General features: G+C 61.8%; 24 protein-coding genes and 2 tRNA genes. 23 read left to right on the top strand and 3 right to left on the bottom strand.

Annotated features, from left to right (window positions below; genetic code table 11):
• Positions 1-13 precede the first annotated feature (13 nt).
• From R2N11_RS13675 to bluB, 15 genes are all read left to right on the top strand, one after another.
• Complete coding sequence (locus R2N11_RS13675) at positions 14-793, top strand: 3-hydroxybutyrate dehydrogenase (protein WP_316681547.1); 780 nt, start codon at positions 14-16, stop codon at positions 791-793.
• A gap of 150 nt (positions 794-943) precedes the next feature.
• The gene (locus R2N11_RS13680) at positions 944-1813 is read left to right on the top strand and encodes an alpha/beta fold hydrolase (RefSeq protein WP_316681420.1); all 870 of its coding nucleotides are present in this window, start codon (positions 944-946) and stop codon (positions 1811-1813) included.
• A gap of 28 nt (positions 1814-1841) precedes the next feature.
• The gene (locus R2N11_RS13685) at positions 1842-2210 is read left to right on the top strand and encodes a RidA family protein (RefSeq protein ID WP_199030468.1); all 369 of its coding nucleotides are present in this window, start codon (positions 1842-1844) and stop codon (positions 2208-2210) included.
• Between the two features lie 27 nt (positions 2211-2237).
• Complete coding sequence (locus R2N11_RS13690) at positions 2238-4493, top strand: RelA/SpoT family protein (protein ID WP_316681421.1); 2256 nt, start codon at positions 2238-2240, stop codon at positions 4491-4493.
• A gap of 22 nt (positions 4494-4515) precedes the next feature.
• A tRNA-Val gene (locus R2N11_RS13695) sits at positions 4516-4592 on the top strand.
• A 376-nt stretch (positions 4593-4968) separates the two neighbouring features.
• Complete coding sequence (gene thrS, locus R2N11_RS13700) at positions 4969-6876, top strand: threonine--tRNA ligase (RefSeq protein WP_316681422.1); 1908 nt, start codon at positions 4969-4971, stop codon at positions 6874-6876.
• A 28-nt stretch (positions 6877-6904) separates the two neighbouring features.
• Positions 6905-7444, top strand: a complete 540-nt coding sequence (infC, locus tag R2N11_RS13705) for a translation initiation factor IF-3 (protein WP_199030477.1) — start codon at positions 6905-6907, stop codon at positions 7442-7444.
• Positions 7445-7623: 179 nt separating this feature from the next.
• On the top strand, positions 7624-7821 hold the full coding sequence (gene rpmI, locus R2N11_RS13710) for a 50S ribosomal protein L35 (RefSeq protein ID WP_004636003.1): 198 nt from the start codon (positions 7624-7626) through the stop codon (positions 7819-7821).
• 28 nt (positions 7822-7849) lie between these two features.
• The gene (gene rplT, locus R2N11_RS13715) at positions 7850-8206 is read left to right on the top strand and encodes a 50S ribosomal protein L20 (protein ID WP_012762124.1); all 357 of its coding nucleotides are present in this window, start codon (positions 7850-7852) and stop codon (positions 8204-8206) included.
• A gap of 145 nt (positions 8207-8351) precedes the next feature.
• Positions 8352-9380: a phenylalanine--tRNA ligase subunit alpha gene (pheS, locus tag R2N11_RS13720; RefSeq protein ID WP_316681548.1), complete on the top strand. Its 1029-nt coding sequence runs from the start codon at positions 8352-8354 to the stop codon at positions 9378-9380.
• 63 nt (positions 9381-9443) lie between these two features.
• A complete protein-coding gene (gene pheT / locus R2N11_RS13725; protein ID WP_316681423.1) occupies positions 9444-11873 on the top strand; it encodes a phenylalanine--tRNA ligase subunit beta in 2430 nt (809 codons plus the stop codon).
• An 80-nt stretch (positions 11874-11953) separates the two neighbouring features.
• Complete coding sequence (locus tag R2N11_RS13730) at positions 11954-12370, top strand: integration host factor subunit alpha (RefSeq protein WP_199030472.1); 417 nt, start codon at positions 11954-11956, stop codon at positions 12368-12370.
• A 67-nt stretch (positions 12371-12437) separates the two neighbouring features.
• A complete protein-coding gene (locus tag R2N11_RS13735; RefSeq protein ID WP_316681424.1) occupies positions 12438-12866 on the top strand; it encodes a MerR family transcriptional regulator in 429 nt (142 codons plus the stop codon).
• Positions 12867-12926: 60 nt separating this feature from the next.
• Positions 12927-13003, top strand: a tRNA-Pro gene (locus R2N11_RS13740).
• An 88-nt stretch (positions 13004-13091) separates the two neighbouring features.
• The gene (gene bluB, locus R2N11_RS13745; RefSeq protein ID WP_316681425.1) at positions 13092-13784 is read left to right on the top strand and encodes a 5,6-dimethylbenzimidazole synthase; all 693 of its coding nucleotides are present in this window, start codon (positions 13092-13094) and stop codon (positions 13782-13784) included.
• 1 nt (position 13785) lies between these two features.
• On the opposite strand, the gene R2N11_RS13750 is transcribed toward bluB, so the two are convergent.
• Positions 13786-14730 (bottom strand): cupin domain-containing protein, encoded by a 945-nt coding sequence (locus tag R2N11_RS13750; RefSeq protein ID WP_199030475.1) that lies wholly within the window; start codon positions 14728-14730, stop codon positions 13786-13788.
• 116 nt (positions 14731-14846) lie between these two features.
• On the opposite strand from R2N11_RS13750, the gene R2N11_RS13755 reads away from it, so the two are divergent.
• Positions 14847-15182: a carboxymuconolactone decarboxylase family protein gene (locus R2N11_RS13755; RefSeq protein ID WP_021194672.1), complete on the top strand. Its 336-nt coding sequence runs from the start codon at positions 14847-14849 to the stop codon at positions 15180-15182.
• Between the two features lie 23 nt (positions 15183-15205).
• On the opposite strand, the gene R2N11_RS13760 is transcribed toward R2N11_RS13755, so the two are convergent.
• On the bottom strand, positions 15206-16153 hold the full coding sequence (locus R2N11_RS13760; protein WP_316681426.1) for an aldose epimerase family protein: 948 nt from the start codon (positions 16151-16153) through the stop codon (positions 15206-15208).
• Positions 16154-16230: 77 nt separating this feature from the next.
• Here R2N11_RS13760 and R2N11_RS13765 point away from each other — a divergent pair, with 77 nt between their 5' ends.
• The 4 genes from R2N11_RS13765 (at position 16231) to bcaP (ending at position 19786) form a co-directional block, all read left to right on the top strand.
• Positions 16231-16413 carry a hypothetical protein gene (locus R2N11_RS13765; protein WP_199032915.1) on the top strand — a complete coding sequence of 61 codons (183 nt, stop codon included), beginning with the start codon at positions 16231-16233 and terminating at the stop codon, positions 16411-16413.
• A gap of 103 nt (positions 16414-16516) precedes the next feature.
• A complete protein-coding gene (locus R2N11_RS13770; protein WP_199032912.1) occupies positions 16517-16894 on the top strand; it encodes a hypothetical protein in 378 nt (125 codons plus the stop codon).
• Between the two features lie 184 nt (positions 16895-17078).
• Positions 17079-18152 (top strand): DNA polymerase IV, encoded by a 1074-nt coding sequence (dinB, locus tag R2N11_RS13775; protein WP_199032911.1) that lies wholly within the window; start codon positions 17079-17081, stop codon positions 18150-18152.
• A 203-nt stretch (positions 18153-18355) separates the two neighbouring features.
• Positions 18356-19786 carry a branched-chain amino acid transporter BcaP gene (gene bcaP / locus R2N11_RS13780; protein WP_199032910.1) on the top strand — a complete coding sequence of 477 codons (1431 nt, stop codon included), beginning with the start codon at positions 18356-18358 and terminating at the stop codon, positions 19784-19786.
• Positions 19787-19798: 12 nt separating this feature from the next.
• On the opposite strand, the gene R2N11_RS13785 is transcribed toward bcaP, so the two are convergent.
• A complete protein-coding gene (locus R2N11_RS13785; RefSeq protein ID WP_316681427.1) occupies positions 19799-20620 on the bottom strand; it encodes a DUF1223 domain-containing protein in 822 nt (273 codons plus the stop codon).
• 322 nt (positions 20621-20942) lie between these two features.
• Here R2N11_RS13785 and R2N11_RS13790 point away from each other — a divergent pair, with 322 nt between their 5' ends.
• The 3 genes from R2N11_RS13790 (at position 20943) to R2N11_RS13800 (ending at position 22979) form a co-directional block, all read left to right on the top strand.
• The gene (locus R2N11_RS13790; RefSeq protein ID WP_199032908.1) at positions 20943-21233 is read left to right on the top strand and encodes a DUF1488 family protein; all 291 of its coding nucleotides are present in this window, start codon (positions 20943-20945) and stop codon (positions 21231-21233) included.
• 214 nt (positions 21234-21447) lie between these two features.
• Positions 21448-22212, top strand: coding sequence for a fumarylacetoacetate hydrolase family protein (locus tag R2N11_RS13795; RefSeq protein WP_316681428.1), 765 nt, complete (start codon positions 21448-21450; stop codon positions 22210-22212).
• Positions 22209-22979, top strand: a complete 771-nt coding sequence (locus R2N11_RS13800) for a fumarylacetoacetate hydrolase family protein (protein ID WP_316681429.1) — start codon at positions 22209-22211, stop codon at positions 22977-22979. Before R2N11_RS13795 ends, R2N11_RS13800 begins: the two co-directional genes overlap by 4 nt.
• Positions 22980-22981: the final 2 nt, after the last annotated feature.

Raw genomic sequence — 22981 nt, forward strand, 5'->3', positions numbered from 1 at the left:
CCCGGAGACCATGATGCTGCAAGGAAAAACCGCCCTCGTTACGGGCTCGACCAGCGGGATCGGTCTGGGCATTGCCTGCGCGCTGGCTGCGCAGGGTGCAAACATCATCATGAATGGCTTTGGTGATGTGGAAGCGCCCAAGGCCCAGATCGCGGCAGCGGGCAAGAACGCCATCCGCATCGGTTACCACGGCGCTGACATGAGCAAGGCGGCCGAGATCGAGGATATGTTCGCCTATGCCGAGGCGGAGTTCGGCGGTGTGGATATCCTCGTCAACAACGCCGGCATCCAGTACGTGGCCAACGTGGAAGATTTCCCGACCGAACGCTGGGACGCCATCATCGCCATCAACCTGACCTCGGCGTTCCATACCACGCGACTGGCCGTGCCTGGCATGAAGCGCAAGAGCTGGGGCCGCATCATCAACATCGCTTCAGCGCATGGTCTGGTGGCGTCGGCGCAGAAGTCGGCGTATGTGGCGGCCAAGCATGGCATCGTCGGCTTTACCAAGTCGGTGGCGCTGGAGACGGCGCAGACGGGCGTGACGTCCAACGCGATCTGCCCGGGCTGGGTGCTGACGCCGCTGGTGCAGAAGCAGATTGACGCGCGCGCCGAGAAGGATGGCTTGTCAGCGCTGGAAGCCAAGAAGGATCTGCTGATGGAAAAGCAGCCTTCCGGTGAATTTGTCACGCCCGATCAGCTCGGCGCGCTGGCGGTGTTCCTGTGCAGCGACGCAGCTTCGCAAGTGCGTGGCGTGGCGTGGAACATGGATGGTGGCTGGGTGGCGCAGTAACTCGCGGACACATCAGAGGAAAAAGCCCCGCAGTTGCGGGGCTTTCTTGTTTCTGGCGACTTGCTGTCGCCTGCTGCATCGCCGCATCCTGCCTGGGCCAGCGTACAATCAGGCTTCGCTTTCTCCCGCTGTTTACGTGTAGGAGTCTTCATGCCTGTTTCGCCGCGTCTCGCTTTCGTGCAGTGCCTGAGTCCATCCGGCCTGCATCGGATGGCCTATCACGAGTGGGGCGATCCGCAGAACGCACGCGTGTTGGTGTGCGTGCACGGCCTCTCGCGCACGGGACGCGACTTCGACGTGCTGGCGCAGGCGCTGTGCAATGATTACCGCGTGATCTGCCCCGATGTGGTCGGGCGTGGCCGCTCAGACTGGCTGCTCGATCCAAAGGGTTACGTGATTCCGCAGTACGTGGCCGACATGGTTACGCTGCTGGCGCGCTTGAACGTGGAGTCGGTCGACTGGTTTGGCACGTCGATGGGCGGGCTGATCGGCATGAGCCTGGCGGGTCTGCCGAAGTCGCCGATCCGCAAGCTGCTGCTCAACGATGTGGGCCCGCGCGTGACCGAGTCATCCTTGACGCGTATCGGCGCGTACCTGGGCCTGAACGTCCGGTTCAAGACTTTCGACGAAGGGCTTGCCTATCTCAAGACGATCAGCGCATCGTTCGGGCCGCATACGCCGGAACAATGGCGCGAGCTGAACACCGCCATTCTCAAGCCACAGGGCGGTGAGTGGATTCTGCACTATGATCCGCGGCTGGCCGAACCGTTCAAGAGCGCCACGCCTGAGTTGATTGCTGCCGGCGAAGCCACGCTGTGGAAGCTCTTCGAGGCAGTTCCCGGCGAGGTGCTCATCGTGCGCGGCGCACAATCCGATCTGCTCACGCGCGAGACCGTTGAGGCCATGATGCAGCGCGGCCAGCACGTGAATACGGTGGAGATTCCCGACGTAGGCCACGCGCCGACCTTCGTCCAGCCGGACCAGGTGGCGATCGCCCACAAGTTCTTCCTCGGTCAATGACCGTTTCTGACCTCATTTGATTTGCAACATGAGCACTGAACTGAAGCGTTACAACGTTGAACATCGCTATTCCGATGCAGCCGTCTATAACGGCGTCGTCTACGTGGCCGGTCAGGTGCCTGAGATGACGCTGGATGCCGGCATCGCCGAGCAGACGGCAGAGGTGCTCGCCATCATCGACCGCGTGCTGGCCGCCAACGGCAGCGACAAGACGCGCATCCTGATGTGTCAGATCTTCCTGAAAGACATCACTGAAATTGGCGAGATGAACAAGGTATGGGATCAGTGGGTCGCCGCTGAATCCAAGAACTCGCCGCCGCGCGCCACGGTAGAGGCCGCGTTGGCCAACCCGAAGTACCGTATCGAAATCGTCGTGACGGCAGCGCTGAAGGGCTGAACCCGTCGCGTCACTGCAGGACGCATCATGGAGAACAAGACCGACCGGCCGGCCGAGGGGGCTGGCAAGGTGGCAACACCCGCGGCAGAGCAGGGCGCCAACGGTACGCTGGTTGCACGGGCGATCGAATACTTGGTGGCCAATGCCGGCGATAGCGTCACGCTGACCGGCGAGCCGCTGGAGTCGCACGCGCGCGGCACGATCGCTATCCTCGAGGGGCTGCGCGTTGATACGCCGTCGCTGCAGGCGGCCGCGCTGTTCCTGCTGCCTACGTTGGCGACTGACAACGAAATGGCGCTCGAACCCGCTTTCGGCCCCGAGGTGGTCAAACTCGTGCACGACGTGCGGCAGTTGCTGCGCATCGGCGCGATTGCCGGCATGGTGAGTCCGACGGATGCTGGCATCACGCGCAAGAACGAGGCCGAGGCGCGCCGCGCCCAGGTCGAAGCGCTGCGCAAGATGCTGCTTGCGTTCGCGCAGGACATTCGTGTGGTGCTGATCCGGCTGGCGTCGCGGTTGCAATCGCTGCGCTGGCTGGCACAAAGCAAGCGCCCCGCGCCCGAGGGTATTGCACGCGAGACGCTCGACATCTACGCGCCGCTCGCTAACCGCCTTGGCATCTGGCAACTCAAATGGGAACTCGAAGATCTCGGTTTCCGCTTCGAAGACCCCGACACCTACAAGCGCATCGCCCGCCTGCTTGACGAAAAGCGCATCGAGCGCGAAAAGTTCATCGGCGAGGCCATCGCGCAGTTGCAGAAGACGCTGCACGACGCCGGCATCCACGCCGAGGTGACCGGTCGCCCCAAGCACATCTACAGCATCTGGAAAAAGATGCGCGGCAAGGAGCTCGACTTTGCTGATCTGTACGACGTGCGCGCGTTCCGTGTCATCGTCGACGACATCAAGGATTGCTATACGGTGCTCGGTTTCGTGCACCACATGTGGCAGCCGATCCCGAAGGAGTTCGACGACTACATCTCGCGCCCGAAGGCCAACGGCTATATGTCGCTGCACACGGTGGTGATCGGTGACGACGGTCGCGCACTGGAGGTGCAGATCCGCACGCGCGAGATGCACCACTTTGCCGAGTACGGCGTGGCTGCACATTGGCGCTACAAGGAAGCCGGCAGCAAGGGCTACGCCGGCCAATTCTCTGCCAGCGAGCGCTACGACGAGAAGATCGCCTGGCTGCGCCAGTTGCTCGCCTGGAAGGACGACGCCGAACACACTGTTACGCACGAAGATTCCCCGTGGGAGCAGCTCAAGCACACCGAACTGGATGACCATATCTATGTGCTGACGCCGCAGGCGCGCGTCATCGCGTTGCCGCAGGGCGCGACGCCGGTCGACTTCGCTTACCACCTGCACAGTGATCTCGGCCACCGCTGCCGCGGCGCGCGTGTCGACGGCACGATGGTGCCGTTGAACACACCGTTGAAGAATGGGCAGACGGTGGAGATTGTGACGGTGAAGCATGGTGGCCCGTCACGCGACTGGCTGAACACCGAGTTGCACTATCTGGTCAGCCCGCGCGCGCGCACCAAGGTGCGGGCGTGGTTCAACGCACTGGAGCTGGAAGAGACGCTCTCACAGGGTCGGGCACTGATCGACAAGACCCTGCAACGCGAGGGCAAGACCGCCGTCAATCTGGAAGAGCTGGCGGCCAAGCTCGGCTACAAGACGCCGGACGATCTCTATGCTGTGGTCGCCAAGGATGAGTTGAGCCTGCGCCGCATCGAGGCTGTGCTGCGCTCGGATGGTGCGCCGCCACCCGTACCGGTTGATGACGAGGCGTTGATCACCAAGAAGAGCAAAGCGACCAGCGTAGCTCGTGGTGCCAAGAGCGGTGTGTTGGTGGTGGGCGTTGATTCGCTGCTCACGCAGATGTCGCGTTGTTGCAAGCCGGCGCCGCCGGACCCGATTGTCGGTTTCGTCACGCGTGGGCGCGGGGTGTCGATCCATCGGCAAAGCTGCGCGACGTTCCAGCAACTGGCTGCCCGCGCACCCGGCCGCGTGATTCAAACGGAGTGGGGCCAACGTAGTGATTCGGTCTATCCGATCGACATCCAGGTCGAGGCGCTGGACCGCCAGGGCCTGTTGCGAGACATCTCGGAAATTCTTTCGCGCGAGAAGATCAACGTGACCGGCGTGCGTACCCTGTCGAGCAAGGGTGTCGCCAAAATGCAGTTCACCGCCGAGGTGGCGGAGGCGACACAACTGCAGCGCGCGCTGACTTTGATCGAAGAAGTGCAAGGGGTGTTGACAGCCAGGCGCAAGTGACGGTATAGTCTTGTTCTTCGGCAGGCTCGTAGCTCAGCTGGTTAGAGCACCACCTTGACATGGTGGGGGTCGTTGGTTCGAGTCCAATCGAGCCTACCAACGCATTTAGCAGGACGCGTCGGGTAGGATGTCCAAGCCGTCATCCCTCGGGTTCGTCCCGTACAACTGAAACTAGGCGAATATGATTCAGGCACCGCGAACTACAACCGCTTCGGAGCGACAGTAGTCAAGGTGCGTTTTTCGCCCTTTGCGGTCTGCCCAAGCGGTAGATAGCGCAAATGAAAACGCGGCCTTGGCCGCGTTTTTTTTCGTCCGCGATTTCGCGTCACGCGGGGCGATCAAGCTGAGAGCACTTTGGGGTGCCCGTTCGGCATCCGATTCGACAACCTGCCACGCCAGTTCGGCGCGGCGCACGACAGAATGACAGCCGCTGTGCGCGTCTGAAGCGCACGACGGCGACTCCACAGGAGCAAGCATGATCGCAATCACGTTGCCGGACGGTTCCCGGCGCGAGTTTCCCGGCCCGGTGACGGTGGCTGAAGTGGCGCAGAGCATCAGTGCGGGGCTGGCCAAGGCTGCGCTGGCTGGTCGCGTGGATGGCCAGATGGTCGACACGAGCTACACGATCGACCGCGATGCCAAGCTCGCCATCATCACGGACAAGGACGCCGACGGCGTCGACGTGATTCGCCACTCGACGGCTCACTTGCTGGCCTACGCCGTCAAGGAGTTGTACCCCGACGCGCAGGTCACGATCGGTCCGGTCATCGACAACGGTTTCTACTACGACTTCGCTTACAAGCGTCCCTTCACGCCGGAAGACCTCATCGCTATCGAGAAGAAGATGGCCGAGCTCGCCAAGAAAGACGAGAAAGTTACGCGTGAGGTCTGGAACCGCGACGAAGCCGTCAAGCTGTTCGAGGGCATGGGCGAGAAGTACAAGGCCGAGATCATCGCGTCCATTCCGCAGGATCAGGAAATCGGTCTGTACCGCGAAGGCAATTTCGTGGATCTGTGCCGTGGCCCGCACGTGCCGTCCACGGGCAAGCTCAAGGTCTTCAAGCTGATGAAGGTGGCCGGCGCCTACTGGCGTGGCGACCACAACAACGAGATGCTCCAGCGCATCTACGGCACAGCCTGGGCCAAGAAGGAAGACCAGGAAGCCTATCTGCGCATGCTGGAAGAGGCCGAGAAGCGCGACCACCGCAAGCTTGGCCGCGAGCTCGATCTGTTCCATATCGACGAGTACTCGCCCGGCACGGTGTTCTGGCACCCCAAGGGCTGGACGCTGTGGCAAGAGATCGAGCAGTACATGCGCCGCGTGTACCGCGAGAATGGCTATCAGGAAGTGAAGGGCCCCCAGATTCTCGACAAGTCGCTGTGGGAGAAGACCGGCCACTGGGACAAGTACCGCGAGAACATGTTCATCACGGAATCGGAAAAGCGCGAATACGCGCTCAAGCCGATGAATTGCCCCGGCCACATCCTCATCTATAAGCAGGGCATCAAGAGCTACCGTGATCTGCCGCTGCGCTTCGGCGAGTTTGGCGCCTGTCACCGCAACGAGCCCTCGGGCGGCCTGCACGGCATCATGCGCGTGCGCGGCTTCACGCAAGACGACGGCCATATCTTCTGCACTGAAGACATGATTCAGGCCGAAGTCACGGCGTTCACGACGCTGCTGCAGAAGGTCTACAAGGATTTTGGCTTTACCGAGATTCTCTACAAGCTGTCCACGCGCCCGGAGAAACGCATCGGCACCGAAGAAAGCTGGGACCGCGCCGAGGCGGCTCTGGCCGAAGGCCTGCGCGCGTCGGGGTGTGAGTTCGAATACCTCCCGGGCGAGGGCGCGTTCTATGGCCCGAAGATCGAATATGTGCTTAAAGATGCACTCGGGCGCCAGTGGCAGTGCGGCACGATCCAGGTCGATCCGAACCTGCCGGAACGCCTTGACGCCGAGTTTGTTGGTGAGGACGGCGCACGCCATCGCCCCATCATGCTGCACCGCGCCATCGTGGGCAGCCTGGAGCGCTTTATCGGTATCTTGATCGAGCAATATGCCGGTGCACTGCCGACGTGGCTTTCGCCGGTGCAGGTTGCCGTGCTCAGCATCACCGATTCGCACGCCGAATACGCACAATCCGTTGTGCAATCCCTGCAAAAACAAGGATTTAGGGCGGTTGTTGATTTGCGGAATGAGAAGATTGGGTATAAAATCCGCGAGCATTCCGTGCAGAAGGTCCCCTATCAGATTGTGGTGGGTGACAAAGAGCGGGATGAAAATCAGGTGGCCGTGCGTGCCCGTGGCAACGTCGATCTAGGCTCCATGCCGCTGTCGGCGTTCGTTGAGCGACTGCAGAACGATCTCGCCAACAAGTCATGAGCTGGGCGCGGCCTGTTTTTTTGAATCTTTGAGGATATTCAACATCGCTACCGATAAGTCATCTCACCGCCTCAACCGCGAAATCACCGCGCCGGAAGTCCGGCTGACCGGGGTTGAAGGGGAACAGCTCGGCATCGTCAAACTGTTTGACGCATTGCGTCTGGCAGAAGAAAAAGACGTCGACCTGGTCGAGATCGCGCCGACCGCGCAGCCGCCCGTCTGCCGTCTGATGGACTATGGCAAGTTCCGGTATTCAGAACAGAAAAAGGCTCACGAGGCCAAGCTGAAGCAGAAGGTTATCCAGGTGAAGGAAGTCAAATTCCGTCCTGGCACCGACGACAACGACTACGACGTCAAGATGCGCAATGCGACGCGCTTCCTTGAGGATGGTGACAGGGTAAAAGTTACCTTGCGTTTCCGCGGCCGCGAAATGGCTCACCAGGAATTGGGCATGCGCGTGCTGGAGCGTATCAAGACTGACCTGGAAGAACTCGGTCAGGTTGAGCAGATGCCGAAGATGGAAGGCCGCCAGGCAGTGATGATGTTGGCACCCAAGAAGAAAAAGTAATGCAGTGGCGGCCGGACGATTCCGGCTGCGCTGAGCAGGTTTCAGACGGAAACGTCGGAAAACGCAGCGGGTTAGGGGTGAAAGCCCCGAGCCTGCCGCGATACAACAAGTGAGTCCGGGTCTTGCAAGTGTCGGCGCCAGCCGTCCACCTGGCTTCATGTCAAAAGCGGAGTTGTTCCATGCCGAAGATGAAGACGAAGAAAAGCGCCTCCAAGCGCTTTACTGCCCGTCCTGGTGGCACGATCAAACGTGGCCAAGCCTTCAAGCGTCACATCCTGACCAAGAAGACCACCAAGAACAAGCGTCACCTGCGCGGTACCGAGGGCGTCCATGAGACGAACCTGAAGTCCGTTCGCGCAATGATGCCGTACGCCTAACCCTAACTAACTACGAAAGGAGCATTTCATGCCTCGAGTAAAACGTGGGGTCACAGCGCGGGCCCGTCATAAGAAGGTTATCAGCGCAGCCAAGGGTTACCGCGGCCGCCGCAATAACGTCTATCGCATCGCCAAGCAGGCGGTCATGCGTGCTGGTCAGTACGCTTACCGCGATCGTCGCAACAAGAAGCGCGTGTTCCGCGCACTCTGGATTGCACGTATCAACGCTGGCGCACGCGAGCATGGCCTGACCTACAGCAAGTTCATGAACGGCCTGAAGAAGGCGTCCATCGAGCTGGACCGCAAGGTGCTGTCGGACATGGCCATTCACGACAAGGTGGCTTTTGCCGCCATCGTGAACCAGGTGAAAGCCAACGTCGCCTGATTGGATTAGCCGGGCAAGCCGCTGGAATTGCCCAACAGTTTGCCGGCTAGTCACCCTGACGGGGCTCTTACCGAGCCCCGTTTTTTATTCCGCGTATTCCGCGATCCCGAATCACCCGAATTTTTTCGCCCGCCTTCCCATGTCACTGGATCTGGATCAAGTCGTCGCTGATGCCCAAACCGCGTTTGCCTCTGTAGAGGACAACGCCTCGCTGGAAAACGAGAAAGCACGCTTTCTCGGCAAGTCCGGCGTGCTGACCGACTTGCTCAAGGGCCTCGGTAAGCTCGATCCGGAGACGCGCAAGTCCGAAGGCGCGCGCATCAACCAGGCCAAGAGCCGCGTTGAAGAAGCCCTGACCGCCCGCCGCCAGGCGCTCGCCGATGCGCTCATGAATGCGCGTCTGGCCGCCGAAGCAATCGACGTGACGCTGCCTGGCCGCGATGTGGCCGAAGGTAGCCTGCACCCGGTGATGAACACCTGGGAGCGCGTCGCCAAGATCTTCGGTTCGATTGGTTTCGATGTGGCCGACGGCCCCGAAATCGAATCCGACTGGATGAATTTCACGGCGCTGAACAACCCGGACAACCATCCGGCGCGCTCGATGCAGGACACCTTCTACATCGATGGCCGCGACAGCGAAGACAAGCTTCTGCTGCTGCGCACGCACACCAGCCCGATGCAGGTGCGCTACGCCCGCATGCACGTCGAGAAGTACAAGCACCTCGACCGCATCCCCCCGATCAAGGTCATCGCGCCGGGCCGCACGTATCGCGTTGACAGCGACGCCACGCACTCGCCGATGTTCCACCAGGTCGAAGGCCTCTGGATTGCCGACAACATCAGCTTTGCCGACCTGAAGGGCGTCTACACCGACTTCCTGCGCAAATTTTTCGAGCGCGACGACATCAACGTGCGCTTCCGCCCGTCGTACTTCCCGTTCACCGAGCCGTCGGCCGAGATCGACATGGCGTTCGGCAACGGCAAATGGCTGGAGATTTCCGGTTCCGGCCAGGTGCACCCGACCGTGGTGCGCAACATGGGCCTGGACCCGGAGCGTTACATCGGCTTTGCGTTCGGCTCCGGCCTAGAGCGCCTGACGATGCTGCGCTATGGCATTAATGATCTGCGCCTGTTCTTCGAGGGTGATGTGCGTTTCCTGCGGCAGTTCGCGTAAGAACTGATCGTTCGCAGTTTCGTCACCTTGCCCCGTTAATCGAATTCTTCTTTCTGTCGCGCCATGCAATTTCCGGAATCCTGGCTTCGCAGTTTCGTCAATCCGCCGATCACCACTGACGAGCTTTCCCATCGCCTGACGATGGCGGGCCTCGAAGTGGAAGAGGTCGACCCCGTCGCGCCGCCGTTCTCGCAGATCGTCGTCGGCCATGTGGTCGAGGTGAACAAGCACCCGGACGCCGATCGCCTGAACGTCTGCAAGGTCGATGCGGGCACGGGCGAGCTGCTGCAAATTGTTTGCGGCGCACCGAATGTTTCGGTGGGCATCAAAGTGCCGTGCGCAATGGTGGGTGCCGAACTGCCGCCGGGTGAAGACGGCAAGCCTTTCAAGATCAAGGTCGGCAAGCTGCGCGGCGTGGAGAGCTACGGCATGCTGTGCTCAGCGCGCGAGCTGAAGCTGTCGGAAGACCACGGTGGCCTGCTGATCCTGCCGGAAGATACGCCGGTCGGAGCGGACATCCGCAAGGTGCTGGATCTGGATGACCAGATCTTCGTCATCAAGCTCACGCCCAACAAGGCGGACTGCCTGTCGATTCATGGTGTGGCGCGTGAAGTGTCTGCGCTGACGGGCGCACCGATTGCGATGCCGTCGATGGCGCCGGTGGCCGTGACGCTCGCTGACAAGCTGCCGGTCAAGGTGGAAGCGCCGGACCTGTGCGGCCGCTTTTCGGGCCGCATCATCCGCGGCGTGAACGCACACGCGAAGACACCGGCATGGATGGTCTCGCGCATCGAACGTGCGGGCATGCGCAGCGTGTCTGCACTGGTCGATATCTCCAACTACGTGATGCTGGAGCTGGGCCGCCCGTCGCATGTGTTTGATCTGGACAAGATCCACGGCGGCCTGACGGTGCGCTGGGGCAAGGCGGGCGAAGAGCTCAAGCTGCTCAACGGCGACACCATCAAGGTCGACGAGAAAGTTGGCGTGATTGCCGACGAGCAGGCTATCGAAAGCCTGGCTGGCATCATGGGCGGCGACAAGACCGCCGTCACGCTCGACACGCAAAACATCTACGTTGAAGCTGCGTTCTGGTGGCCTGAGGCGATTCAGGGGCGCGGCCGTCGCTACAACTTCTCGACCGACGCCGGCCACCGCTTCGAGCGCGGCGTCGATTACGCGACCACCGTTGAGCATATCGAGCGCATCAGCGCGCTGATCCTCGAAATCTGCGGCGGCCAGGCCGGCCCGATCGATGATCAGATCGTCAATCTGCCAAGGCGCGAGCCGGTACGTATGCGCGTGGCGCGTGCCGCGCGTGTGCTCGGCATTCCGCTGTCGCATGAAGTTGTGGCGGATGTGTTCAAGCGTCTCGCCCTCACGTTCAGCGTGGATGGCGATGTGTTCATCGTCGAGCCACCGTCGTATCGTTTTGACCTCGAGATCGAGGAAGACCTGATTGAAGAGGTCGCCCGCATTTACGGCTTCGAGCAGATTCCGGCCAAGCCGCCCGTTGCTGAAAATGAGATGCGCTCGACCGACGAGGCACGCCGCACGATGCACGATGTCCGTCACGCGGTGGCCGCGCGCGACTACCACGAGGTCGTCAACTTTGCTTTCGTCGAGACGGAGTGGGAAGCCGATTTTGCTGGCAATACCAACCCGATTCCGCTGCTGAACCCGATCGCCAGCCAGTACTCGGTGATGCGCAGCACGCTCATCGGCGGCCTGCTCGACAAGGTGCGTTACAACCTGAATCGCAAGGCTTCGCGCGTGCGCATGTTCGAGGTGGGCCGTGTTTTCCATCGCGATGCGGGCGTGGCTGACGGTGGTCTGTCGATCGCTGGCTACGCGCAACCGATGATGGCGGGTGGTATCGCTTACGGCCCGGCCAAGGGAGAGCAGTGGGGCGTGCAAACGCGTGCTGTTGATTTCTTCGATGTGAAGGGCGATGTGGAATCGTTGTTGTGGCCGCTGCAGGCACGCTTCGAGCGCGCTGAGCATCCGGCGCTGCATCCGGGGCGCTCCGCACGTGTGGTGCTGAATGATCGCGCCATCGGCTGGATCGGTGAGCTGCATCCGCGCTGGCTGCAAAAGTACGATCTGCCGACCGCACCGGTGGTGTGGGAGTTGGAGCTCGACGCTATCACCGCGATCGGTTTGCCGAAGTATCGTGAAGTGCCGCGCGTGCCGGCCGTGACGCGCGACATCGCACTGGTCGTGCGACAGGACGTAGCAGTTCAAGATCTCGTGGATACCTTCGAGAAGACTGCCGTCGGCGCGCCATGGCAACGTTATCTGCAGGGGGTTGTGCTGTTCGACGAGTTCCGTCCGAAGGCCGCTACGGCGGCCATTGGAGCGCAGGAGAAAAGCCTTGCCTTCAGAATTACGTTGCAAGATACTGACAGCACCCTTCAGGACGACATTGTCGAGGCCGCCACACAGCAACTGATTCGAGCGGCCGGCGATGCATTCGGCGCGCGCCTGCGTGCCTGACGTCTCAGACGTCCGCATTGCGCTAGAGACAGCTCGAACGAAACTCCGCATTCGGATCGATCAACGCCCAAGCGAATCCTATGAACGATCAACACGCGCCCGCGCTGGCGGCATCTTTGGACGACTCGCTCGGTTCTTCTTCGGCAGCTCTGGCTGACGCGCGTGATGCGCGCGGCCAAGACGTGCCGACGCTCACCAAGGCCGAGCTTGCCGAGATGCTGTTCGAGCAGGTCGGTCTGAACAAGCGTGAATCGAAGGACATGGTCGAGGCGTTTTTCGACGTGATTCGCGAGGCGCTCGAACAGGGGGACAGTGTCAAACTGTCCGGCTTCGGCAACTTCCAGTTGCGCGATAAGCCGCAGCGCCCGGGCCGCAATCCGAAGACCGGGGAGATCATCCCGATCACGGCGCGCCGTGTCGTCACGTTCCACGCAAGCCAGAAGCTCAAGGCGCTCGTTGAAGAGCGTGTCGAGCCGATGCCTGCGGGCGTTGCGTAATTCTGTCGCTCTGTAATTCCGTTGTTTCTGCTGTTCCGTCCACCCCGGATCTTTTCGCCTGCCCTTCATGGCCGCCGATAAACACACGGAGCGGGTCAACCTGCCGCCGATTCCTGCCAAGCGCTACTTCACCATTGGTGAGGTGAGTGATCTGTGTGCTGTCAAACCGCACGTGTTGCGCTATTGGGAGCAGGAGTTCACGCAGCTCAAGCCCGTCAAGCGGCGCGGCAATCGTCGGTATTACCAGCACCATGAAGTGCTGTTGATCCGGCGTATTCGCGAGCTGCTGTACGAACAGGGCTTCACGATCAATGGCGCGCGCAACCGACTCGATGAGTTGCGTCATGGTGTGGGTGCTGCGCCCGTGCATGCTGCTGAGTCAGAAATCGATGCCCCTGCGACGACACCTCTGGTGACGGGCGGCGCGGTGGACGTGCCGAGCTTGCGCCTTGCGTTGCAATCGGTGCTGGAAATTTTGCACAGCGATAAACCCTAAGCGCACGCGGCGCCCCACTAGTCATCTGTGCGGCAGCTCTGTTATACTTTCATGCTTGTTCGGGGCGTAGCGCAGCCTGGTAGCGTACCTGCATGGGGTGCAGGTGGTCGGAGGTTCAAATCCTCTCGCCCCGACCAGAAAAATCGAAGGACTTACGGTGATGAGCCGTAAGTCCTTTTTGTTTTTTTCGGGGACATCACACGCGTATGCGCGCGGCTTCAGGTCATGAGCCAGTTTCGGTATAGCGACGGCGAAGTCGATGCCGTCTATCGGGTGATCCGCGAGCGGCGAGACATGCGCCATTTCCGGCCCGACCCACTTGATGCGGCACTGCTGACACGTCTGTTAGAAGCCGCTCACCTTGGCCCCAGCGTCGGCTTCATGCAGCCCTGGCGCTTCATCCACATCACAGATCGAGGCCTGCGGGCTCGTGTGCACGCGCTGGTCGAAACCGAGCGCCAGCAGACTGCCGTTGCGCTGGGTGAGCGGCAGGATGATTTCATGCGGCTCAAGGTGGAGGGCATTCTGGAGTGCGGAGAGGTCCTGGTGGCGGCGCTGATGGACGGCCGCGAGCGGCATGTTTTTGGCCGTCGCACGCTGCCAGAGATGGATCTTGCCTCGGTCGCTTGCGCGATCCAGAACATGTGGCTCGCCGCCCGGGCTGAAGGGGTCGGGATGGGGTGGGTCTCCCTCTTTGATCCCGAGCAGTTGTCCGAACTGCTTCATCTGCCGTTGGGCGCCAAACCGATCGCAGTGCTGTGCCTGGGGTATGTAGATGAGTTCTACGACCAGCCGATGCTGGAGCAGCAACGGTGGGCAGCGCGGCAGCCACTCCATGAACTGCTGTTCGAGAACGGTTGGGGTAATCCAAGCCCGCTTGCTGATAGCGCCCAGAGCCGCTCCGACCAAGAGATCTAGCTCAAGACGAGGTCGTCGCGCGCGCGGGCCCAGCGGTTGCCCGTCGGTATCGCGCCGGCGTCATCCCCAGTTGCTGCTTGAACGCCTTGCCGAACGCCGCTTCGGATTGATAGCCAACGCGGGCGCTGATTTCACCCACACTCAGCCGCGTATGAATCAACGCATCGCAAGCCATGGTCATGCGCACGCGCGTGAGGAAATCCCACACGGTCATGTCAGCGCGTGCCTTGAAGTGGCGCGCATAGGTGGCGCGGGACATGGCAGCCAGGTCGGCCAGGACATCAATGGTCCACGCATACTCAGGCGTGGTGAGCATGGCTTGCACGGACGTGCTGAGACGTGTGTCCGATAGCAACGTGAGCGTACCCGGGCCGGCATTCTCGCGCTGGCCGTAGACGCGCAGCGCAAGCGTCAGCAGCGCTTGGCTCAACGATGTGACGATTGCCAGCGCACCGGGGGCGCGCGTCTCAGCCTCGCTGCGCATCATGCCAATGACGGCTTGCAGCGCTGGAAACGAAGCACTATCACTCAAGGACACATGCAGCGGGTCGGGCAGCGTGCGCACCAGCAATGTGGTCGAGCCAGGCTCGTGCACGAAGCGACCGCAGAGCAGGTCGACCTCGGCAGCGCCACGGCCGGTCAGTTGCAGCGGGAGCATGCCGTCATGCGATGCGCGCGGTTTGCGCACGGGCGCGTTGGCCGCGCTTGCCGTGTCATGGATGGTATGTGCGTGGCCGCGCGGGAAGAGGATGAAATCACCTTCGCGCAGAGTGAGTGTGCGGCCACCCGTTTCTACCAGACATGTGCCAGCCAGCACCAGATGGAAGATCGCCTGACCGTTCGGCTCGGGATCATGCGGAATCGAGAATGGCCCTTGAAATAGGCAGCGCAAATCAAGACTGGCCTGTGGGCGGGTCAATTGGATGAATTGGCTGAGCGCATCCATTGAGACGATCTCGATAGAAATTGGTTGAATCGAGTATTCAACGGATTGGCCACAAAGACAATACTCTTTCCAACGGCACAGGCATCCGGCCAGTGCCACACCACCGGGAGCACATCATGCTGAACTGGGTTGAGTATCGGAAGGAACTGTTGGGGCGCATTGGCGAGATCGGCAAGATCACGCCAGATACGGTCAAAGGCTATCAAACGCTGTCGGGAGCAAAGACCGGTAGCCTGGATGCCAAGACGCGTGAACTGATTGCCCTGGCCGTGGCGGTGACGACACGTTGCGATGGCTGTATCACTGTGCATACCGCCGAAGCGCTCAAGCATGGCGCCACGCATGAAGAGATTGCGGATGCGTTGAGCGTAGCGATCTCGCTCAACGCGGGGGCGGCGCTGGTGTACTCGGCGCGCGTGATGGACGCGGTGCAGGCGTATGAGAAGGCCTAGGAGCCTCGCCGCGGCCGCTTTTGCTATCGGGTGATCCGCAGGCGGCAGGTGGCCTGACGCGTTTCACCCGGGGCGAGCAGGTGCAGGCCCTCGCCGTGGTGGATGGCGTTGGGCAGGCCCATCCAAGGCTCAACGCAGTAGAAGTCGGACGTGGCGTTTTCCGTCCAGGTGGTGATGGCGTGCCAGGGCACTGGCGCGCCGTCCACTTCGATGCGGATGCGGCGGCCAAGCGGCGCGTCTGCGTTCGGCGGAATGGCGAGCGTGGCCGCGCCGGCGTTGTCGAGCAGGTGATAGCGGTCCTGCAGCGTTGGGTCGTCCAGGTGGTACGTTGCTTGTCCAGGCTCTGGCGTATCAAGGCTGCCGTCAGCCAGCTGGCGTGAAAGCCGCGATGTCGGCATCGACAGCACAGCCGCGCTGCGCAACGTATGCGGCAGCGCGATGTAGAAATGGTGCCCGGCGTAAAACGGCATCGGCGCCTGGGCATCGCCGTTATCGAGATGCTTGACCGAGAACGTTGCCTCCAGCCCGTCGATCAGCAGTCGATATGTGATGCGAAATTCGAACGCAAACGGATAGCCTTCGCGCGTTTGCGGCCGATCGCGCAGCAGCATGACGATGTGCGTGTCGCTCGCGTCTTCCACCTCAAACGGCAGGTCGCGTGCAAAGCCGTGTTGCGGCAAGGTATGTACTTGCCCGCGTGCGTCGCGCCACTGGCCGATCTTGCCGTCGACAAAATGCCGGCCGATGAAGGGAAACAGCAACGGATTGCCGCCACGTACCTTGGCCAGGTTGGACCAGTCCGCATGCTCCGGCCAGAACAGGATCTCTTCACCGAGATGGCGCCAGCGCACGAGTCGGCCACCGGCCTCCGGCGCGAGCAGCAGCATTGAGCCTTCTGCGCTCGGGTCGTCAACACCTCCGATGCGGACGAGTGAGCGGTCTTGGAAGTGTGCGGTGGGCAGGTCGTGCATGCGTGGTCGGGCAGAGTGACTTGTTGGTGTGGGGTTCGCGTACTAGATTGTCAATGCGTTTTGCCCGGAGGGAAACCATGTCGGCCAGCCGTTACGCCAACCCGTTCGCCAGTTGCACTGGCAGCGCGCGCAGCCTGATGCATCTCGCACACACTGTTCCACCCCCTGACGAGCCATCGCCGCCGGGTATTCCTCCTGATCTGCCGTCACCCGACGAACCCCCGCCGCCGGTAGAGCAGCCCGAGATGTTGCGGCTGTGACGCGCTGTTACCAATCGTCACAGCTTTACGCAAAGCGGTTCGTAAGATAGCGTCAGTCCCTGCGCGACTTGCGCATTTCTACAACGACAATACGAGCCCAATCATGTCGATTCTTCCGCGTCTGACTCTGTGTGCTGTGCTAGCGGCTTCTATGGCCGGCTGTGTGGTGGCTCCGCCGCAGCAAACTCGCACGGTGGTGGTGCATGAACCCGCCCCGGCGCCGGCTCCAGCACCGGTTGATCCGCGTGCCCGTTTTGAGCAGGTGCAGGGCCGCCTCGCTGAGGAATTCCATCGCGTTGACGTGCGCCAGTCGCAGGGCTATATCGATCCGTACCGCGGCGACGGCCTGCGTGACCGCCTGCGTCGCATCCGTCAGGAGGCCAACGACATGGCCAGCCAGCACAACGGTGGCCTGTCCGGCGACGAACAACATGCGTTGAACGACGAACTCGGCGCCGTGGCACGCGACATCAACCGTTAAGCCGCTTCTCCCTTCCTACCATTCGCCGATGCTGCGCTGCGGTATCGGCGAAATGCATTGTTGCGCAGCCGAGCGTGCACATTCGCTGCGCACCGGGCGGAAGCTGATACGCTTGCGTTCCTCCTGAACGTGCAAGCCTGCATCTGACGCGGCTTGCTGTGGCCCGTCCTGACGGCCTTCTGCCGTGCGAAAGATCATCCACTGCGACTGCGACTGCTTCTACGCCGCCATCGAGATGCGCGATGACCCGCGCCTGGTCGGCAAGCCGCTGGCTGTCGGCGGGCGGCCCGAGCGGCGCGGTGTGGTGGCCACCTGCAACTACGAAGCACGCAAGTTCGGCATCCACTCCGCAATGCCCATGTCGCAGGCGGTCAAGCGTTGTCCGGACTTGCTGATCGTGCCGCCGTCCATGGACAAGTACCGCCAGGTTGCGCGCCAGATCTTCGCGATTTATCACAGCTATACCGCGCTGGTGGAGCCGCTCTCGCTGGACGAGGCTTACCTCGACGTGAGCGACAGCCCGATGCTCGCTGGCAGCGGCACCCGCATCGCAGAGGACATCCGCCGCCGCGTGCGGGAAGAGATCGGTATCACCGTGTCGGCAGGGGTGGCGCCCAACAAGTTCATCGCCAAGATCGCGAGCGATTGGAAAAAGCCCGACGGCCTGTTTGTGGTGCGACCGGAGCAGGTGGATGCCTTTGTGGCCGAGCTGCCTGTGGAGCGCCTGTTTGGTGTGGGCAAGGTGACGGCCGCCAAGCTGCGCCGGCTGGGCGCTGAAACGTGCGCAGACCTGCGTAGTTGGGGCACAGACCGGTTGCAGCAGCATTTTGGCGTCTTCGGTTTTCGGTTGCATGACCTCTGCCGCGGTGTTGACCACCGGCAGGTGCAACCTTCGCAGATCCGCAAGTCCGTCAGCGTGGAAGAGACGTACGCGACTGACCTGCGCACGCTCGACGATTGCCAGCGCGAGCTGACCATTCTCGTCGAGCAGCTTGCCGCACGCGTTGAACGTGCCCGCGCCGCCGACATGATCCACAAGACGTACGTCAAGCTGCGCTTCGCGGATTTTCGTGGCACGACGGTCGAATGTATTCACCCGAAGGTGTCGTTGCCGGTGTTCTCGAAATTGCTGACGCAGGGTTTCGAGCGGCGGCAGATTCCCGTGCGGTTGCTGGGCGTCGGGGTGCGTCTGTACGAGTCCGACGCGCACGCGCGTCAACAGACGCTATTCGCAGAAGATGCCGACTCGATTGAGTGAGCCTCAATTGTTGTGAGTTGTTGTGACTCACGCCAGTCGGATACGAATTGTCCTATTTTCTTGTCTGCATCACGGCGATGTGGAAGGGCGGACGTCGCCAACGGGTAAAATGCCCGCTTTTTGCAAAAATCCGCCGCCGCGCGCCACACGTGCGCGACAGTGCATCCGTACCCACGGAGGCACGCAGACAGGAGACGCAGTCAATGAGTTTGTTTCGTACCAAAAACGTGGATCACATGATCCGCACGGGCCACAGCGACACCGGCCTGAAGAAAGTCCTTGGGCCCCTGGACCTGACGTTCCTGGGCGTCGGCGCCATCATCGGCACCGGCATCTTCGTGCTCACAGGCACGGGCGCGCTGACCGCCGGTCCCGCGCTGACGTTGTCGTTTGTGGTTGCTGCGCTGGCCTGCGGGTTTGCCGCGCTGTGCTACGCCGAGTTCGCCTCGACTATCCCCGTGTCGGGCTCGATCTATACCTACGCCTACGCAACGATGGGCGAGCTGGTTGCCTGGATCATCGGCTGGGACCTGATGCTCGAATATGGCCTGGCGACTTCCGCCGTGTCGGTCGGCTGGTCCGGCTACTTCCAATCGTTGTTGTCGGGTTTCGGCCTTCACCTGCCGGTGGCGCTGACGGCGGCGCCGGGTGCCATCCCGGGCGTGCAGACGCTGTTCAACCTGCCTGCGCTGGTGATCATGCTGCTCATTACCACTGTGCTGTCGTTCGGCGTGCGTGAATCGGCGCGTGCCAACAACGTCATGGTGGTGATCAAGGTGACGGTGGTGCTGCTGTTCATCTTCGTGGGCGTGCGCCACGTGCAGCCGGCTAACTGGCAACCGTTCATGCCGTTCGGCATGGAGGGCGTGTTCGGTGCCGCGGCCATCGTGTTCTTTGCCTTTATCGGCTTCGACGCAGTCACCTCTGCGGCGGAAGAGGTGCGCAACCCCAAGCGCGACCTGCCGATCGGCATCATCGGTTCGCTGGCAGTCTGCACGATCCTCTATGTGGTGGTGGCTGCCATCATGACCGGTATCGTGCCGTTCACGAAGTTCGCAGGCGTTGACCACCCGGTGTCGCTGGCGCTGCAGATGGCGGGCGAAGGCTGGGTCGCGGGTTTTGTTGACCTGGGTGCCATCATCGGCATGACCACGGTGATCCTGGTGATGGCTTACGGTCAGACCCGCATCATCTTCGCCATGTCACGTGACGGGCTGCTGCCCAAGCGCCTGTCGCACATCCACCCGCGCTACGCGACGCCGTTCCTGAACACGTGGGTGGTCGGTATCGTGTTTGCGGTGATCGCCGCGTTCGTGCCGCTGAACGTGCTGGCCGAACTGATCAACATTGGTACGTTGGCAGCGTTCTCGCTCATCGCGGTGGCGGTGCTGGTGCTGCGCCGTACGCGTCCGGACCTGCATCGCGGTTTCCGCTGCCCGGGCGTTCCGGTGGTGCCGCTGCTGGCCATCGGCATGTGTCTGTTCCTGATGAGCCATCTGCAGGCCGTGACCTGGATCGCCTTTGCGGTTTGGGTAGTGATCGGCCTGCTGGTGTACTTCGGCTATGCGCGCCGCCGCTCGCTGCTGCATACGTCGCAGCAAGGTGCCTCTCCGGCCTCGGAGACGGCGCGCTGATCGTCTGGCCGCCTAACGGCATAGCGGCGCGGAAACCGCTTGCAGGATTTCCGCGTCGCGCGGCCGCTCGATGAAGGCGGTCAGATTCACATCGGCCGAACGCGCATTGGCGGGCAGGGGAATGTCGCCTTGCCATTGCGTGCTCGCGCCCGTCAACCGGATTGGCCCGATCCATTCCCTGACGACATGGTCGTGGCGTAGCTCCACACCGCCGTTCTCGCCGCCACTTGGGTGGCTCACCAGGTTGTTTTGTGTCAGTGCGATCCACGCGACGGTTGAGCTGGCATCGTTGACTGCGCTCGGCCGCAACGTGAAGCGCGCGCGGGTTTGCAGAGCTGCACGTGGCGTGTTCGCGGCGGTGGCATCGAGTGTGATATCCGCCATGGCAGGTTGTGCGTTGCGTGCTGCAATAGCGCGAGAGAAGTCGGCGCGATCCGCCCAGCGCCGCAACTCGCGGCCGGAGACGAAGACTTCCGGCGTGTAGATCGTTGGCGCATTCGTGGCGTCGCCCAGTGCACGCTGCCGCGCAGAGAAGGCCGCACGGCCGAATGTGTCTTTCCAGCCGAGGCCGTCCCAGTAGTCGACATGCAGCGCAAGGGGAATCCAATGTTGCAGGTCAGCCGGCGTGCGACTCAGCCAGCGGTCCGCCGGCGGGCAACTATTACAACCCTCGGATGTATAGAGTTCAACAACCGCAACCGTGTGCGGTGGGCTTTGAACGTGCAGCGCTGCACAATCAGCGGCCTGCACGGCGCGCGTGACGCTTGTCAGCGCCAGCAATGTCAGTGTTGCGCTGACACGAAAGTGTCGCAAACGGTGTGGTTGGATGCGCATGATGGTCTCCTGGCCTGCATGTCGGCACGGGCTTTGCATGTGGCTCCCGCTTTGCTTAGTCGGGTGGCGCTCGCAGTCCTGACAAAAAAGCATAACTATGGTGAAGGGCGTGCGAGCCCTGATGCCGCCTGGGATAGCGAGCTAGAGCCCTTGTTCGGGTTCTCTGGCTTTGCCGATGCGGTTCGCACGCGCGGCGCAAGCTATGGTTAAAATGAATCTCGCGGTCAGACACAATGTTTGACGGAATCGTGCCGGCCCCCCCGCACGGTTTCCACGCAACAGCGTGTGCGTTGTTGTCCATTGCAATCGGAGGGCTTTAACGATGGAAATCAAGTTCGAAAAGAAAGAGGCGTACGACATCAACAACGAAGGCCTGCTGTTCGACGCGTTGGTCGATGGCGAAAAGGTGACTTGCGTGGCAACGCGCGAGGCCCTGTGGGAAGGCCTGGAAGGTGATCAGGTGTTGTCGCTCCAAGCGGCCTTTGAGGCCGGCCAGGATCGGATCCAGGATGCTGCCCGCGTGCTGATTGCCGACGGTGTGCAGCGATCCAATGGGTTGACCGATTTGCCGCAGCCGGTCGTGGTCAAGCGCGTGCATATCGCCGTGGCTTGAGCGCGGTCGATTGCCTCCGCAGGCATCGGCGCGTCCGATAGGTCTGCATGGTGGACGCACGTCCACCGTTCTGAAAAAGCCGGTCCACGTGACCGGTTTTTTCATTGCCGATGTTCCAGTGTTTCCCGACTTGACAGAGCCGTCATCTGGCTAGATGATTAACATGTTAATTAAATGGGTGGCTTGATGCTGGCCCGAAGCCAAGGAGGCAAGGATGCGGCGAGGCAGAGTGGCATTGCCGGATGGTCGGGCGAACGATATCGCATGGGCAACAACGGCGTCTGAAGATGCCGAGGCGGGTGCCACGCAGCATTGGCTGCCACCCGTCGAGGGCGTCGTCGTCGGTGCGTTGCTGAACTACCGTGGCGAGTTGGCGATGTTGGACGATGCACTCTCCGCGCCGCCTTACCAAGCACCACCCAAAGCGCCCATCCTGTACATCAAGCCGGCCAACACGCTTGTTGGGCACGGCCGCGATGTGGTTCTGCCGGTCGACGTTGACGCGGTTTGGGCCGGCGCCTGCCTGGGCGTGGCGATTGGCCGCACCGCCACACGCGTGAGCGCCGCGCAGGCTCACGCATTCATTGCCGGCTACACCATCGTGAATGATCTGACCGTGCCGCATGCCAGCTACTACCGCCCGGCGATCCGTCACAAGTGTCGTGATGGTTTCTGCCCCATCGGCCCCTGGGTAGTGGATCGAAGCGATGTGCCCAATGAGGACGCACTGGACATCACCGTGCGTATCAACGGCGAAATCAGGCAACGCGCTTCTACCGCAACGCTGGTGCGTCCGATCGCGCAACTGTTGGCCGACGTGACAGCCTTCATGACGCTCAATGCGGGAGACGTGCTGCTTGTCGGCATGCCAGAGAACCCGCCGCTGGCGCGCGCTGGTGACCACATCGATATCGACATTGCCAACATCGGCACCCTGACAACGCGGCTGGTCCGCCACGCGCAGGAGGACTCGCAATGAAGCGCGCACGCATCGCCTATGACGGGGCGATCCATGCAGCGACCGCCGTACCTGGTGACGACACTCGTTTGCAGCTTGCCGATGGCCGCGTGCTGCATGAAAACGAAGTGATCTGGTTGCCACCGGTCGAGCCGCGCACGATCTTCGCGTTGGGTTTGAACTATGCCGATCACGCCAAGGAACTCGCTTTCAAGGCGCCTGAAGAGCCGCTCGCATTCCTGAAGGGGCCGAACACGCTGATCGGTCACCGCGCGCACACCGTGCGCCCCGCGGGTGTGGCCTTCATGCATTACGAGTGCGAACTGGTTGTGGTGATCGGCAAGACTGCACGCGACGTGCCGCGTGAACGTGCCTATGAGGTTGTGGCTGGCTACACCGTGGCCAATGACTATGCCATTCGCGATTACCTCGAAAACTACTACCGCCCAAATCTACGCGTGAAGAGCCGTGACACGTGCACGCCCATCGGTCCATGGCTGGTCGACCGCGACGACGTGCCCGACCCGATGAACCTCACCCTGCGCACCACCGTCAACGGCCGTGTTACGCAGGGAGGCAGTACGCGCGACATGATCTTCGACATCCCGGCGCTGATCGCATGGTTCTCCAGCTTCATGACGCTCGAAGCCGGCGACATGATCCTGACCGGTACGCCCGAGGGCTTGGCCGACACGCAACCCGGCGACGAGGTCGTCACCGAAATCGAAGGCATCGGGCGATTGGTCAGCACCATCGCCGCAGAACAACCGAGCAAGGAGCCCGCATGAAC

The organism is Ralstonia flaminis (genome assembly GCF_958415495.1).
Lineage (GTDB): Bacteria > Pseudomonadota > Gammaproteobacteria > Burkholderiales > Burkholderiaceae > Ralstonia > Ralstonia flaminis.

Excerpts from the sequence above, each read along its gene's own strand:
- R2N11_RS13800 (WP_316681429.1), top strand. The coding sequence starts at position 22,209 with ATGAAGCGCGCACGCATCGCCTATGACGGGGCGATCCATGCAGCGACC.
- R2N11_RS13685 (WP_199030468.1), top strand. The coding sequence starts at position 1,842 with ATGAGCACTGAACTGAAGCGTTACAACGTTGAACATCGCTATTCCGAT.
- R2N11_RS13790 (WP_199032908.1), top strand. The coding sequence starts at position 20,943 with ATGGAAATCAAGTTCGAAAAGAAAGAGGCGTACGACATCAACAACGAA.
- rpmI (WP_004636003.1), top strand. The coding sequence starts at position 7,624 with ATGCCGAAGATGAAGACGAAGAAAAGCGCCTCCAAGCGCTTTACTGCC.
- bcaP (WP_199032910.1), top strand. The coding sequence starts at position 18,356 with ATGAGTTTGTTTCGTACCAAAAACGTGGATCACATGATCCGCACGGGC.
- R2N11_RS13770 (WP_199032912.1), top strand. The coding sequence starts at position 16,517 with ATGTCGATTCTTCCGCGTCTGACTCTGTGTGCTGTGCTAGCGGCTTCT.
- bluB (WP_316681425.1), top strand. The coding sequence starts at position 13,092 with ATGAGCCAGTTTCGGTATAGCGACGGCGAAGTCGATGCCGTCTATCGG.
- R2N11_RS13760 (WP_316681426.1), bottom strand. The coding sequence starts at position 16,153 with ATGCACGACCTGCCCACCGCACACTTCCAAGACCGCTCACTCGTCCGC.
- R2N11_RS13730 (WP_199030472.1), top strand. The coding sequence starts at position 11,954 with ATGAACGATCAACACGCGCCCGCGCTGGCGGCATCTTTGGACGACTCG.
- R2N11_RS13750 (WP_199030475.1), bottom strand. The coding sequence starts at position 14,730 with ATGGATGCGCTCAGCCAATTCATCCAATTGACCCGCCCACAGGCCAGT.
- R2N11_RS13690 (WP_316681421.1), top strand. The coding sequence starts at position 2,238 with ATGGAGAACAAGACCGACCGGCCGGCCGAGGGGGCTGGCAAGGTGGCA.
- thrS (WP_316681422.1), top strand. The coding sequence starts at position 4,969 with ATGATCGCAATCACGTTGCCGGACGGTTCCCGGCGCGAGTTTCCCGGC.
- R2N11_RS13675 (WP_316681547.1), top strand. The coding sequence starts at position 14 with ATGCTGCAAGGAAAAACCGCCCTCGTTACGGGCTCGACCAGCGGGATC.
- R2N11_RS13765 (WP_199032915.1), top strand. The coding sequence starts at position 16,231 with ATGTCGGCCAGCCGTTACGCCAACCCGTTCGCCAGTTGCACTGGCAGC.
- R2N11_RS13680 (WP_316681420.1), top strand. The coding sequence starts at position 944 with ATGCCTGTTTCGCCGCGTCTCGCTTTCGTGCAGTGCCTGAGTCCATCC.
- R2N11_RS13795 (WP_316681428.1), top strand. The coding sequence starts at position 21,448 with ATGCGGCGAGGCAGAGTGGCATTGCCGGATGGTCGGGCGAACGATATC.
- pheT (WP_316681423.1), top strand. The coding sequence starts at position 9,444 with ATGCAATTTCCGGAATCCTGGCTTCGCAGTTTCGTCAATCCGCCGATC.
- R2N11_RS13735 (WP_316681424.1), top strand. The coding sequence starts at position 12,438 with ATGGCCGCCGATAAACACACGGAGCGGGTCAACCTGCCGCCGATTCCT.
- R2N11_RS13785 (WP_316681427.1), bottom strand. The coding sequence starts at position 20,620 with ATGCGCATCCAACCACACCGTTTGCGACACTTTCGTGTCAGCGCAACA.
- R2N11_RS13755 (WP_021194672.1), top strand. The coding sequence starts at position 14,847 with ATGCTGAACTGGGTTGAGTATCGGAAGGAACTGTTGGGGCGCATTGGC.
- rplT (WP_012762124.1), top strand. The coding sequence starts at position 7,850 with ATGCCTCGAGTAAAACGTGGGGTCACAGCGCGGGCCCGTCATAAGAAG.